Annotated in this window: 11 protein-coding genes; 3 read left to right on the top strand and 8 right to left on the bottom strand. The window is 67.2% G+C overall.

The window, feature by feature from the left end:
- The first annotated feature begins 43 nt into the window (after nt 1–43).
- From ACQ1RG_RS01815 to ACQ1RG_RS01805, 3 genes are all read left to right on the top strand, one after another.
- Entirely contained in the window at nt 44–631 is a 588-nt protein-coding gene (locus ACQ1RG_RS01815; protein WP_040342348.1) for a hypothetical protein, read from the top strand.
- Nucleotides 632–1061: 430 nt separating this feature from the next.
- Nucleotides 1062–1682 carry a DUF47 family protein gene (locus ACQ1RG_RS01810; RefSeq protein WP_009380415.1) on the top strand — a complete coding sequence of 207 codons (621 nt, stop codon included), beginning with the start codon at nt 1062–1064 and terminating at the stop codon, nt 1680–1682.
- Between the two features lie 3 nt (nt 1683–1685).
- Nucleotides 1686–2699: an inorganic phosphate transporter gene (locus tag ACQ1RG_RS01805; RefSeq protein WP_430600440.1), complete on the top strand. Its 1014-nt coding sequence runs from the start codon at nt 1686–1688 to the stop codon at nt 2697–2699.
- Nucleotides 2700–3128: 429 nt separating this feature from the next.
- On the opposite strand, the gene ACQ1RG_RS01800 is transcribed toward ACQ1RG_RS01805, so the two are convergent.
- From ACQ1RG_RS01800 to ACQ1RG_RS01765, 8 genes are all read right to left on the bottom strand, one after another.
- The gene (locus ACQ1RG_RS01800; RefSeq protein ID WP_009380420.1) at nt 3129–3587 is read right to left on the bottom strand and encodes a DUF4383 domain-containing protein; all 459 of its coding nucleotides are present in this window, start codon (nt 3585–3587) and stop codon (nt 3129–3131) included.
- Between the two features lie 523 nt (nt 3588–4110).
- Complete coding sequence (gene pstB, locus ACQ1RG_RS01795) at nt 4111–4890, bottom strand: phosphate ABC transporter ATP-binding protein PstB (protein ID WP_009380421.1); 780 nt, start codon at nt 4888–4890, stop codon at nt 4111–4113.
- Nucleotides 4891–4971: 81 nt separating this feature from the next.
- Nucleotides 4972–6111 (bottom strand): phosphate ABC transporter permease PstA, encoded by a 1140-nt coding sequence (gene pstA, locus ACQ1RG_RS01790; RefSeq protein ID WP_040342349.1) that lies wholly within the window; start codon nt 6109–6111, stop codon nt 4972–4974.
- A gap of 2 nt (nt 6112–6113) precedes the next feature.
- Nucleotides 6114–7022 (bottom strand): phosphate ABC transporter permease subunit PstC, encoded by a 909-nt coding sequence (gene pstC / locus ACQ1RG_RS01785; RefSeq protein ID WP_051995621.1) that lies wholly within the window; start codon nt 7020–7022, stop codon nt 6114–6116.
- A 209-nt stretch (nt 7023–7231) separates the two neighbouring features.
- Complete coding sequence (gene pstS / locus ACQ1RG_RS01780; RefSeq protein ID WP_040342373.1) at nt 7232–8332, bottom strand: phosphate ABC transporter substrate-binding protein PstS; 1101 nt, start codon at nt 8330–8332, stop codon at nt 7232–7234.
- A 290-nt stretch (nt 8333–8622) separates the two neighbouring features.
- On the bottom strand, nt 8623–9621 hold the full coding sequence (locus tag ACQ1RG_RS01775) for an IS481 family transposase (protein WP_430600857.1): 999 nt from the start codon (nt 9619–9621) through the stop codon (nt 8623–8625).
- Between the two features lie 124 nt (nt 9622–9745).
- Nucleotides 9746–10720, bottom strand: coding sequence for an NUDIX hydrolase (locus tag ACQ1RG_RS01770; protein WP_009380429.1), 975 nt, complete (start codon nt 10718–10720; stop codon nt 9746–9748).
- Nucleotides 10717–12861, bottom strand: coding sequence for an RNA degradosome polyphosphate kinase (locus ACQ1RG_RS01765; protein ID WP_009380432.1), 2145 nt, complete (start codon nt 12859–12861; stop codon nt 10717–10719). The genes ACQ1RG_RS01770 and ACQ1RG_RS01765 overlap by 4 nt, the downstream gene beginning before the upstream one ends.
- Nucleotide 12862: the final 1 nt, after the last annotated feature.

Below are 12862 nucleotides of genomic sequence, written 5' to 3'. Positions count from 1 at the left end.
TGCCCTACCGGTGTCCAGGCTCGGGGACTAGACTGCACGCACGATGAATGAGCGCCCGTTCCACCGCCCTGTGCCCCTCGCCGACCTCGACGCCGTGAGCGACCCGAGCGACCCTGTCACGCGTTCGGAGACCTCGCACGCGACGGCGGCGCTCCTCCTCGGCGACTGCCGTGGCAACCGCGACGAGGCCGCGACCAGGCGCTTCGTCGAACTCGCCGATGAGATCGGCCTCGAGGTCATCGCCGAGATGTGGTCGGCCGCTCCCGCGGTCTCAGCCCCCGGCGCACTCTGGCGTCTCTACGCGCTGCGCGAGTGGATCGTCACCGCCCCGCGTGAGGTCTCCGACCTCTTCGACCTCGGCCTGCGCCGGACCACCGACGGCATCGGGCTCGAGGAGATCCTCGCCGGCGTCGAGATCCCTGCCGGACCCGACGAGGTGGCCCGCGCGATCGACGAGATCCTCGTCGGCGCCTTCCGCGGAGACGTCGTCATCGCCCTCCTGCGCGCTGCCGCGTTCGTCGGCATCTGCGCGGCAGGAGCCGATGACCCGGAGACCCGCACGCGGCTGCGCCAGCTCTCGAAGGACCTCGGCGACGCGGCGATGTCCCGCCGCCACGGCGGGCTCGACTGACTCGACGGATACCGAACCGACCGCACTGACCGTTCCCCACCTCGGCGAGGGCATCGTCCGCGTCCAACCTCAGCGACGGACCTGACCGACGCGAAGGCAAGCTGCCGCATTGACCGGCCCCCACCTCGGCGAGGGCATCGCCCCTGGCAGGGACTCTTGCCCGGGCACGAGACCATACGTCGCGGACTGTGAGATTTTTCAAGCTTTCCCAGGTCGGCGCGGGGTGGACGCACGGGGAGGAAGCGGTATCGTGGAAGACGGCCCTCGTGGCCACCGGACGTTGGATCGCTGAAGCCCCGGGCTCCAACCTCAGCCGCTTCGAGCGGCCTATCGCCGAGAGGCGCTCTCGGTTCAGCGTCCGGTTCTCAACGTCGACAGAGAAATATCGGCACGCGTCCGGCGGTGTCCGGGTCCCGGCAGGAGGATACGCATGCGGCTCCGACGTGTACCGCAGGACACTGTCTTCTACGAGCGGATGGCCGATCTCGTCGGTCAGATGCGCCAATGCAACCTCGTCCTCGCCGAACTCTCCGGCGTCGATGTCGGCCAGCGCCGTGAAGTCGCCGACAAACTGCGCGAGATCGGCGACCGGGCCGATGAGGACATGGGCGCGGTCCTGCGGGCGCTGCGGGAGAACTACATCACCCCCTTCGACCGCTACGACCTCTACCTCCTCTGCCATCACATGCGCGAGATCTGCCACCGACTCCACGGCGTCGGCTACGTGCTCGCCTCGGAGGCCTTCGACACTCTGCCCTCGGGCGTCCTCGAGACCCTCGCGGTCCTGTCGAACCAGACCGACCACACCTCGCGGATGGTGACGAAGCTGCCGGGCAAGGTCGACCAGTGGGACTTCGTCGACTCGATCAACCGACTCACCCACCAGGTGGAGACCCTGCAGTGGCGGATGTCCGACGCCGTGCCCAATGCGAAGCGGGGGCTGACCTACATGGCGGCGGTCTCGCAGCTCGGGCAGGCCTTCGTCCGCGCCGCCCGCGGCTTCACCGAGCTCGGCAAGGCCGTGGCCTCGATCGCGATCAAGGAGTCATGATCCGTGGAGCTGCTCATGGCCGGAGTCATCGTGGCTGCGGTGATCTTCGTCGGGTCCAACGGCTTCCATGATGCGGCTCTGACGATCGGCAACGCGGTGGTCGGCCGCGCACTCAGCCCCAAGTGGGCGCTCGGGCTCGCCGTCGTCTTCAACTTCATCGGCGCGCTGCTCGGCGAAGGCATCGCCATCGTCGTCGCCAACCAGATCATCCGGTTCTCCGGGATGTCGACGGACATCATCCTCACCTGCATCCTCATCGCCTTCGTCTCGGCGACGATCTGGAGCCTGTTCACCTATTTCCTCGCCCTGCCGGTGTCCTCGACGCACTGTCTCATCGGAGGTCTGCTCGGGGCGGGGCTGATCCTCGGCTTCACCTTCGACAGCCTCGAGTTCTTCGACTCCGTGATCCTGCCTCTGCTCATCTCACCGGTGCTCGGCTTCTTCCTCGCGTGGGGGCTGACACTGCTGCTGTCGAAGATCTTCGCCTCGACCCCGTCGAAGCCGCTCTTCCGCGGTGCCCGGATGGTCGACTCGGTGCTCACCGCTTCGCTCTCCCTCGTCCACGGAATCCAGGACGCACAGAAGACCGCGGCCCTCGTGATGGTCGCGATCCTCGCCGTCGACACCATGCCCCACAGCGAGCTCGCCGTCGTCGAGATCTCCTGGCCCGTGCGCATCACCATCGCGCTGGCCCTTGCGCTCGGCACGGGGCTGAGCGGCTGGCGGGTCGTGCGCACGCTCTCGGTGCGGATGGCCAGACTCGACCCGGTGAAGTCGGCGGCGGCCGATGCGACCGCCTCGGTGCTCATGTACGCCGCGGCACTGATCATGCGCGTGCCCGTGTCGCTGACCTTCGTGCTGGGCTCGGCGATCCTCGGCACCCAGTACGCCGGGCGGCAGGGGCACCCGCGGGCACGCTACTTCATCCCGATGTTCGCCGGCTGGCTGCTGACGATCCCGGCGGCAGCGCTGCTCGCCGTGACGATCGGCGTCATAGTCATCGCCGCTGGACGGTGAGCGCGGGGCAGTGGGCGCCTGTTGCGCGGTCAGGCACGTCGCGCCCGGAGCACCCGCCCCATTTCGCCGAGACCGCCACTTAGCGCCGAGACGGCCAGTTGCAGGGTGCGGTCTCGGCGCGAAGTGGCGGTCTCGGTGAGTGGTGACCCCTGACAGGTGCTGGTCCACGCGAGTAACCAGGCGCCCGGCGCACCCGCAGTGCACTCGCAGTGCGCGTCCAATCGCGCGCCGACTCGGCGCTCACACGCGCCCCAATCCATCGAGACCGCCACTTACCGCCGAGACGGCTAGTTGCAGGCTGCAGTCTCGGCGCAAAGTAGCAGTCTCGATGAGGTGGTCGCTCCAGTCAGGCGCCCGCCGAGGTGGAACCCGGCGTTCTGTGGGGAACCGGGAGCCGCCTCGGCGGGATTGGGGATGCCGGGGAAGGGGTCAGTCGGCCTTGGCCCTGCGGCCGAGGAGGACTCCAGAGGCGATCATGGCGGCGGACAGGACGAAGTGCAGCCAGTTGTCAGCGGAGTTGAGCGGGACGAAGTTGCCCATCGAATCCATCGGGACGATGAGGCCGTAGATCCACAGCACCGCGTAGACGATGCCGCCGATGATGAGGTAGCCCCTCGCGAAGGCGCGCGACCGGAGGGCGAGGAGCCCGATGATCCCGAAGAGCAGGTGGACGATGTTGTGGAGCACCGAGACCTGGAAGACGCCGAGGAGCGCGGCCTCCGAATGGTGCCCGGCGAACATGAGGGTGTCGGTGTTCTGTGTGATGCCGGGGACGAACCCGAGGATCCCGACGAGCAGGAAGACTGCTCCGAAGATGCCCGCGACGATCTGAACGGCGCTGCGGGTCGAGTGGGCGGCGGCAGAAGCAGAGGCGTGCGACGTGGTCATGGCGATCCCTTTCGGCTTCGGCGGTGAAACTTCTGATGTCGTGTGTTCGGAGCCGGCCGTCGTTCGGATGGGTTGGACATCTGATGAAATGACCGGGGCCGGGCCGGGCTGGGTCGGGTCTGGCGGGGCTGGGCCGAGTGACCGGGGCGGATGGGGTGGGCCGATCAGGGCCAAGTGCAGGACCCAGGGCCCTGGTTGCCACACTCAGGGTCCGCTATAGGCACCTAAGGCCTCACTACCAGCTGGTAGGTGGAGGATTCGTCTCGATCTTGCGGCGGATATCGCGGCGGATCCTCCACACAAGCGGGATGGTCGTGCGTACGGGGCGTGACCAGCGGACGCGAAACGCCGGACCGGGCACGAAGCCCGATCCGGCGCTCTGGAAGTTCACACGGAGACGGAGAGTCTCTTACGCGGGGACGGTGAGTCTCTTACGCGGGGAGGGAAAGCATCTCAACAGCCCCCGCACTGCCGGCCGCAGCCGCAACGCCAGCCGCAGCCCCACCCGCGCAGCGCCCCGGGATCACCCGAAGCGACCCGAGATGTAGTTCTCGGTCTCTTCCTTGTCCGGGTTGGAGAAGATCGTCGAGGTGTCGTTGAACTCGATGAGCTTGCCGGGCTTGCCGGTGCCGGCGATGTTGAAGAACGCGGTCTTGTCGGACACGCGCGCGGCCTGCTGCATGTTGTGCGTGACGATGACGACCGTGTACTTGTCCTTGAGGTCGTTGATGAGGTCCTCGATCGCGAGCGTCGAGATCGGGTCGAGCGCCGAGCACGGCTCGTCCATGAGGAGCACCTCGGGCTCGACCGCGATCGCGCGGGCGATGCACAGGCGCTGCTGCTGTCCGCCGGAGAGTCCCGAACCGGGCAGGTTGAGACGGTCCTTGACCTCGTTCCACAGGTTCGCGCCCTTGAGCGCGCGCTCGGTGAGGTCGTCGGCCTCGGACTTCGACAGGCGCCTGTTGTTGAGGCGCACACCGGCGAGCACGTTCTCCTTGATGCTCATCGTCGGGAACGGGTTGGCGCGCTGGAAGACCATGCCCACCTCGCGGCGGACGTTGACCGGGTCGACGCCGGCGCCGTAGATGTTGTTGCCGTCCATGAGGACCTCGCCGCGCACGCTCGCGCCCGGGATGACCTCGTGCATGCGGTTGAGGGTGCGCAGCACCGTCGACTTGCCGCAGCCGGAGGGGCCGATGAACGCGGTCACCGACCGCGGCTTGATGTGCATGGAGACATCGTCGACGGCCTGGAAGTCGCCGTAGTAGATGTCGAGGTCTTTGATGTCGATCTGCTTTGACATGGTGTGTCCTTGTCTTGTCGAGGCGTCAGAGGTGCGGAAGCGTGGAGGAGGAGGGGATCCCCGCCGAGGCGGTCGCCCGGGTCATCGTCCGGCCTTCGGTGCGAGCACCTTAGCGATGACGCGGGCGAGCAGGTTGAGCAGCATGACGAGGAGGACGAGCACGAGGGCCGCAGCCCACGCACGCTCGGAGCTCGCCAGGGCCGCCTCGCCGGGGGAGACCGGCCGCAGCTGCGAATCGTAGATGTAGGTCGGCAGCGTCGACATCCAGCCGGAGAACAGGTTCCAGTTGAGCGACTTCGCGAAGCCCGCGGTGACCATGATCGGGGCGGTCTCGCCGATGACACGGGCGATCGCGATCGTCACACCCGAGAGGATGCCGGAGATCGAGGTGGGCAGGACGATCTTGACGATCGTCTTCCACTTCGGCACACCGAGCGCGTACGAGGCCTCGCGCAGGTCCATCGGGACCAGGCGGAGGATCTCCTCCGTGTTGCGCACGACGATCGGGATCATGAGCACCGACAGGGCCACCGAGGCGGTGAAGCCCGTCTTCGCCGCCCCCGCGGCATCCGGCATGACGATGCCGAGGATCGTGGAGAAGAGCGCGAAGGCGAAGAGACCCGCGACGATCGAGGGGATGCCCGTCATGACGTCGACGAGGAACGTGATCGCCCGACCGAGCTTGTTCTTGCCCGCGTACTCGACGAGGTAGATCGCGGTGAGCACGCCGATCGGGATCGAGATGACGCAGGCGGCGAGCGTGATGAGCACGGTGCCGACGATCGCGTGGTAGAAACCGCCGGCCAGGGAGGCCTCACCGGCGACGTACTGCTGGTCGAGCACACCCTTCATGCCGAGCATCGTGCGGGTGAGCAGATCGATGTTGATCGCCGACCCGCCCTTCGACACGGTCAGCCACAGCAGGGAGATCAGCGGCACACAGGCGAGGACGAAGGTCGAGGTGACGATCGTCGTGGCGACCCGGTCGACGGCCTTGCGCCGGCCCTCGTAGGCGCCGGAGATGACGAGCACCGCGACGAGGTTGATGAGGCCGGCGAGGATCGCGGCGATCGCGACGGAGAACCCGCCGGTGGCCGCGAATGTGATGCCGACGGCGATGAGGATCGAGGCGACGGCGATGATCCACGGGGTGGCCTTGGGCAGCTGCTTCGAGGTCAGCGCGCGGGTCTTGGTCGTCGAATTGTCTGAAGTGGTCAACATCATCAACTGCCCTTCACGGATGTCTTGGCAACAATTGCGCGCGCCGCCATGTTCACCAGCAGGGTGATGACGAAGAGGACGAGGCCGATCGAGATGAGCTCGGAGAGCCTCAGTCCTGCGGCCTCTGGGAAGTTCTGCGCGATCTCAGAGGCGATGGTCTGGTTGCCGCTGACGATGAGCGAGGCGGTGAGCAGACCCGGGGAGAGGATCATGGCCACGGCCATCGTCTCACCGAGTGCGCGGCCGAGGCCGAGCATGGTCGCCGAGGCGATGCCGGACTTGCCGAACGGGAGCACGGCCATGCGGATCATCTCCCAGCGGGTCGCGCCGAGCGCGAGCGCGGCCTCCTCCTGCAGGCGCGGGGTCTGCAGGAAGATCTCGCGGGTGAGCGAGGTGATGATCGGCAGGATCATGATCGAGAGGACGAGCGAGGCGGTGAGCAGCGTGCGACCGGTGTTCGAGACGCTGCCGTCGGCGTCGGGGGCGAAGAGGGGGATCCACCCGAACCACTGGGCCAGCCATGCGTAGAAGCCGGTGAGGTTGCCGGCCAGCGTGAGACCCCAGAGACCGTAGACGACGGACGGGATCGCGGCGAGGAGGTCGATGACGTAGCCGAGCGCGGGGGCGAGCTTCCGCGGCGCCATGTGCGTGGTGAACAGTGCGATGCCCAGCGCGAAGGGCGTGGCGACGACGAGCGCGATCGCCGAGGACACGAGCGTGCCGATGACGAGCGGCCAGACGTAGGCGAAGAAACCGTTGCCGCCGGTGATCGAGCTCGGATCGGAGATCTGGGCCTCGATGGTTTCGCTCGACTGGGCGAGGAGGAAGAGGGCGACGCCGGCCAGCGTGAGCAGGATCAGGATGCCCGCGAGCAGAGTCGCGGTGGAGAAGATCCGGTCTCCGGGCCGCACAACGGCCTTCGCCGTCGGGCTCGGACGGTCCTCAGCGCGCGGCTGAGGCGTGCCGGCGGGGCCGGTCTCAGTGGTTTGTGTGCTGGTCGGCACAGCTGCTCCTCAGGTGACGAGTGTGGATCAGAGGGCGATCCTGGGCACCGAAGAGCGGCGTAGCGCGAGCTACGCCGCTCTTCGACTGTACGGAGTTCCAGGTCAAAGCGTCAGTTTCAGCCTGAGACCTTGATGGAGTCGAGGACGGTGTTGATCTGCGAGCGCAGGTCGTTCGACAGCGGGGCGGAACCGGCCGATTCGGCAGCCGAGGCCTGTCCCTCTTCCGACACGACGTACTTCTCCCAGGCCTTGACCATGTCGACGGTGTTCTGGTCGGCGTACGACGAGCACACGATGTGGTACGAGACGAGGACGATCGGGTAGGCACCGGACTCGGTGGTGTCGCGGGCGAGGTCGAAGGCGAGGTCGCCTTCGCCGCGGCCTTCGACCTTCTTCGAGGCGTCGAGGACCTTGGTCGCAGCCTCGGGGGAGAGCTCGACGAACTCGTTGCCGACCTTGACCTTGGCGGACTTGAGCGAACCGACGGCCGAGGCGTCGGCGTAGCCGATCGCACCGTTGGTGTCGGTCACGGTCTGGACGACGCCGTCGGTGCCCTGCGCGGCCTCGCCGCCGTAGCTCTTCGGGAAGTTGCCGTCCGGCTCCTGGTCCCAGACCTTGTCGGCGGTGGCCTTGAGGTACTCGGTGAAGTTCTCCGTCGTGCCCGAGTCGTCGGCGCGGTGGACGGCGGTGATCTTGAGATCGGGAAGCGTGGCGTCGGGGTTGTCGGCCTTGATCGCCGCATCGTTCCAGTTCGTGATCTCGCCCTTGAAGATCTTCGCGATCGTGTCGGGGGAGAGGTTGAGCGAGTCGACGCCCTCGACGTTGAACGCCACGGCGATCGGGGAGATGTAGACCGGGAACTCGAAGGCTCCGTCGGGTCCGCAGACCTCCTTGGCCTTCTCTGCCTCGGTGTCGTCGAGGTGGGCGTCCGAACCGGCGAACTGTGCGTTGCCGGCGAGGAACTGCTCGCGTCCGGCACCCGATCCGTCAGGCGAGTAGTTGACGGTCACGCCGGAGTTCGCCGAGGTGAAGTCCGCGGTCCATGCATCCATGGCGGCCTTCTGCGAGGAGGCGCCGATGCCGGTGATGGTGCCCTGGAGGTTGCTTTCGCCGCCGCTGGCGGACTCTCCCGTGGCGGAGGTTCCACCGCAGGCCGACAGGGTGAGCGCGCCGACTGCGAGGAATGCGACGGTGGGGGCAAGATGCTTCAGCTTCACGAAGATGCCTTTCTGGATTGAGCACACGTTTTCGAGCGATCTCGATCGTTCGCCTTCAACGCTAAAGAGGGTGTGTAAAGGCTGGGGATTTGCTCAGTGAACGGAAGGTGAATGGACGCTGAAGGATTGGGGGAGTCCTGAGTGCTCGATCACAGGGAACGGTCGAATCGTGAAACACTCGACGCGATCAGGCGTGCGCCCTCGCGTGAGGTGTGCTCCCGCCGAAGCGGAAACGCTGCCCCCGCCCTCGCGGCCTCCGTCCCCGGATCTCCCCGCCGAGGCGGTCGCGCCTAGGTGTACTGCCCAGCGACGTTGGTTAAGCGGCTGATGGGTGGCTGGTTCCCGATAGCGGTGTGGGGCCGATGATGATTGTACTCATGGATCCATGCCGGTAGGGCCTCGCGGCGCGCGGTCTCGCTGCCATAGAGCCTGGCGTAGGCCCATCCGTCGTTCAAGGTCCGGTGGAAGCGCTCGATCTTACCGTTGGTCTGGGGCCGGTAGGGCCGGGTCCGCTTGTGCTTGATGCCCAGGTCGGTGCAGGCATCACGCCAGGCGTGCGAGCGATAGGCGGAGCCGTTATCGCTCAAAACGCGCTCCACCGCGACGTCCCGGGCCGCGAACCAGACCACGGCCCGCTCGAGCACGGCGATGGCCGTGAGGGCCTTCTCGTCGTTGTGGATCTCCGCGTAGGCGATCCTTGAGTGGTCATCGATCACGGTGTGCACGAACGCGGTACCCAGCCTCGGATGCCCGCTGGAAGTGCGCTGGCCGGTGCGGTTCGCCGTCGCCCGTGAGTTCTGTTCCCCGGCCTGCCGGCCCAGGAACCGATGTCCGCCGCCATCGGGGACATTGCCGAACTTGGTGACGTCCACGTGGATCATCGCCCCGGGATACGAGTGTTCATAGCGGCGGATCGGCTCGCCGGTGATCCTGTCGATGTAGCGCAGCCGGTTGATCCGGCACCGCACCAGCACCGCATGCACCGTCGAGGCGGCCAGGCCCAGGTGGAAGGCGATCTGGACCGGTCCCATGCGCTTGCGCCAGCGCAAGGCCACGATCTTCTTTACCATGGCCTGCGGGGTGCGGTTCGGGCTCGAGCGCGGCCGGCTGGGCTTGTCGGCCATGCCGTCCTCACCGTGGGCGCGGTAGCGGTCCGCCCACCGTTTGGCCGTGGGCCAGGAGACCATGTACTGCTTCGCCGCGGTGGAGACACTCCAGCCCTCGTCGACGATGAGCCGGGCAATCTTCAGACGTGCTTTTGGGGTCAATGCTGCATTAGCGTGGGACACGAAGGCCTCCTGTTTGTGAAGCGGTTTCTTAGACAGCTCCACTCCACATCAGGGGGCTTTCGTCATCCCATCAATTCAGATCGTGTCGTCGCAAGAATTCAACCAACCTGCCTGGGCAGTACACCTAGGCGTCGATCGGCCGGAACCGCTCGATCTCGACGATGCGCGCGACTGTGCCCGGGCGGACATAGGCAACGAGGATCTCCCCGGGCTTGAGGTAGGGGTCCTCGGTCGGCAGGACCTGGGCAACCCGCTTCGGAGCGTGCTCGGCGAAGACCCGCAGGATCGTCGGCAGCACCGGACGGTGCGTGCAGAACGCGGTCGGCTTGCCCTTCTCGAGCAGCTTCTCGATGTAGCGGGCGGTCTTGTCCGGGTTGGCCGCGGTGGCCTTCTCACTCAGCGTCGAGACCTTCTTGATCGATTTGCCCGTGGCCGCGGAGAACGGCGCGAGGGTGGCCACGCAGCGCTTCCACGGACTCGAGACGAGCTTCCTGACCTCCCAGGCCGAGAGCAGCCCGGTCAGCGCCATCGCCTGCCGGGTGCCGAGCGCGAGCAGAGGCCGGACATGTTCCGTCTCGTACCACTTCGCACGCGGGAACGCCTTGCCGTGGCGGACGAGGATGAGCGGCCACGCGCGCAGCGCATCCGTCTCATCGAACTTCTCGAGTGCGTCGAGCTGCTCCCGGTCGGCGTACGCGGTGAGCTTCGTGCGCGCCTCGGCGATGGGCAGCCACACGGCCTCATCGACCTCACGCGGATTGTGCGGGGCGAACGTCGCCTCCCCCTTGACCTCGGCGGACCAGTAGAAGACCTTCTTGAGGTTCTTGCCCCCGACCATGTACTCCGCGGTGGGCAGGGGCACGCCGAGGCGGACGTCGAAGCCCGTCTCCTCCCTGACCTCCCGGATCGCCGCCTCCGGCAGCGTCTCCCCGGGTTCGACCTTGCCCTTGGGCCACGACCAGTCGTTGTAGCGCGGGCGGTGGATGAGGGCGACTTCGATGCCCTCGGCGCCGTTGCGCCAGCACACGGCGCCGGCGGCGAGGATGTCGGCGGTGACCCGCGAGGACGCCTGCGCGGATGCGACCGTCGAGGGACTCACGCGTCCTCCCCGATCTGCCGTCGCTTCCGATGCCTGCGGATGAGCTCGGACTGGTAGTCGGTGAGCTCCTCCCCGTCGGGTCCGTGCGTCATCCGCGTCCACGTCCCGTCCCCGGAGAGTTCGAACGCCGAGGTGGTCGGGGCGAAGGCGAGATCGAAGAGTTCGATGATCTCCGCCCGATGGTTCGCGGCGACGAGTTCGACGAGCGTCTCCACCCGCCGGTCGAGGTTGCGGTGCATCATGTCCGCCGAGCCGATGTAGACGATCGGGTCGCCGTCGTTGCCGAAGACGAAGGCCCGGGAGTGCTCGAGGAACCGGCCGAGCACGGAGCGGACGGTGATGTTCTCGCTCAGCCCGGGGATGCCCGGACGCAGGGCGCAGATGCCGCGGACGAAGACCTCGACCTTCACCCCGGCCCGGGAGGCGCGGTAGAGGGCGTCGATGATGCCCTCGTCGACGATCGAGTTGACCTTGATCCGCACGCAGCCCTCACCGCCCGCCTCGGCGATCGCGATCTCCGCGTCGATGAGTTCGATGAGCCCTGCCCGCACCCGGGTGGGGGCGACCAGGAGGCGGGAGTACTCGGCGCGCGGGGCGTAGCCGGAGAGCTGGTTGAACAGCTTCGTCAGGTCGTCGGCGACGGCCTTGTCCTTCGTCAGCAGGCCGAAGTCCTCGTAGAGGCGCGCGGTCTTCGGGTGGTAGTTGCCGGTGCCGACATGGCAGTAGCGGGCGAGCCCCTCGGCCTCCTGCCGGACGACGAGGGAGAGCTTCGCATGGGTCTTGAGCCCGACGATGCCGTAGACGACGTGGACGCCGGCGCGTTCGAGCTTGCGGGCCCACGTGATGTTGGCCTCCTCGTCGAAGCGGGCCTTGATCTCGACGACCGCGAGGACCTGGATGCCCGACTGCGCGGCGTCGACGAGGGCGTCGATGATCGGGGAGTCGCCGGAGGTGCGGTAGAGCGTCTGCTTGATCGCGAGCACGTTCTTGTCCGCCGCGGCCTGCTCGAGGAAGGCCTGGACGCTCGTGGAGAACGAATCGTAGGGGTGGTGGAGGAGGATGTCGCGGCTCGAGACCGCGGCGAACACGTCGACCTGGTCGCTCGACTCCCTAAGCGAGAGGTCCTTGTTCATCTGCGGGACCATCTTCGGGAAGTGGAGGTCGTCGCGGGGGACGTCGGCGATGTCGGACATGCCGGAGAGGTCGAGCGGGGTCGGCAGCTGATAGATCTCGGATTCGTCGATGCCGAGTTCGTCCTTGAGCATCTCCCGGACCCGGGGGTGGATGTCCTCGGTGATCTCGACGCGCACGGCCGGGCCGAAGCGCCGCCGCAGCAGCTCCTTCTCCAGAGCCTTGAGGAGGTTCTCCGCGTCGTCCTCCTCGACCTCGAGATCCTCGTTGCGGGTGACCCGGAACGTCGAGTGGTGGATGACCTCCATGCCGTCGAAGAGGGCGTCGAGGTGCGCGGCGATGATGTCCTCGAGAGCGACGAACCGGGCGGGGACGTCGCGTCCGGCGGGACGGTCGGTCGCCTCGGCGACATTGAAGAACCGGGGCAGGCGCGGGGGCACCTTGACCCGGGCGAAGAGCTCCTTGCCGGAGTCGGGGTAGCGCAGGAGGACGCCGAGGTTGAGGGAGAGCCCGGAGATGTAGGGGAACGGGTGGGCCGGGTCCACGGCGAGCGGGGTGAGAACGGGGAAGACGTGGCCGGCGAAGAACTCGTCGACGCGGGCCCGTTCGGTGTCGGTGAGCTCGTCCATCGAGACCTTCGAGATCGACTCCGCGTCGAGCTGGGGTCCGATGACGTTCTTGAGCAGCTCCGCGTGCCGGGTCATGAGCTCATGCGCCCGGATGCTGATCGCGTGCATGACCTGCAGCGGCATCCGTCCGGTCACCGTCGGCACGGCGAGGCCGGTGTTGATGCGGCGTTTGAGGCCGGCGACGCGGACCATGAAGAACTCGTCGAGGTTGGAGGCGAAGATCGAGAGGAAGCGCACCCGCTCGAGCAGCGGGACCTCCGGGTCGGAGGCGAGGTCGAGGACGCGTTCGTTGAAGGCGAGCCAGCTGAGTTCGCGGTCGAGGAATCGGTCGGCGGGATCGGGCAGGTCGAGCTCGCGCCCGGCTGCGATGACGTCGTACATC

This window comes from Brevibacterium sp. K72 (assembly GCF_050562175.1).
Lineage (GTDB): Bacteria > Actinomycetota > Actinomycetes > Actinomycetales > Brevibacteriaceae > Brevibacterium > Brevibacterium casei.
The sequence above is the reverse complement of the archived record's forward strand: the minus strand, read 5'-3'. Positions and strand labels throughout refer to the sequence as shown.

Coding starts and splice junctions, on each gene's coding strand:
- pstB (WP_009380421.1), bottom strand. CDS start 4,890: ATGTCAAAGCAGATCGACATCAAAGACCTCGACATCTACTACGGCGAC.
- pstA (WP_040342349.1), bottom strand. CDS start 6,111: ATGTTGACCACTTCAGACAATTCGACGACCAAGACCCGCGCGCTGACC.
- ACQ1RG_RS01815 (WP_040342348.1), top strand. CDS start 44: ATGAATGAGCGCCCGTTCCACCGCCCTGTGCCCCTCGCCGACCTCGAC.
- ACQ1RG_RS01800 (WP_009380420.1), bottom strand. CDS start 3,587: ATGACCACGTCGCACGCCTCTGCTTCTGCCGCCGCCCACTCGACCCGC.
- ACQ1RG_RS01810 (WP_009380415.1), top strand. CDS start 1,062: ATGCGGCTCCGACGTGTACCGCAGGACACTGTCTTCTACGAGCGGATG.
- ACQ1RG_RS01765 (WP_009380432.1), bottom strand. CDS start 12,861: ATGTACGACGTCATCGCAGCCGGGCGCGAGCTCGACCTGCCCGATCCC.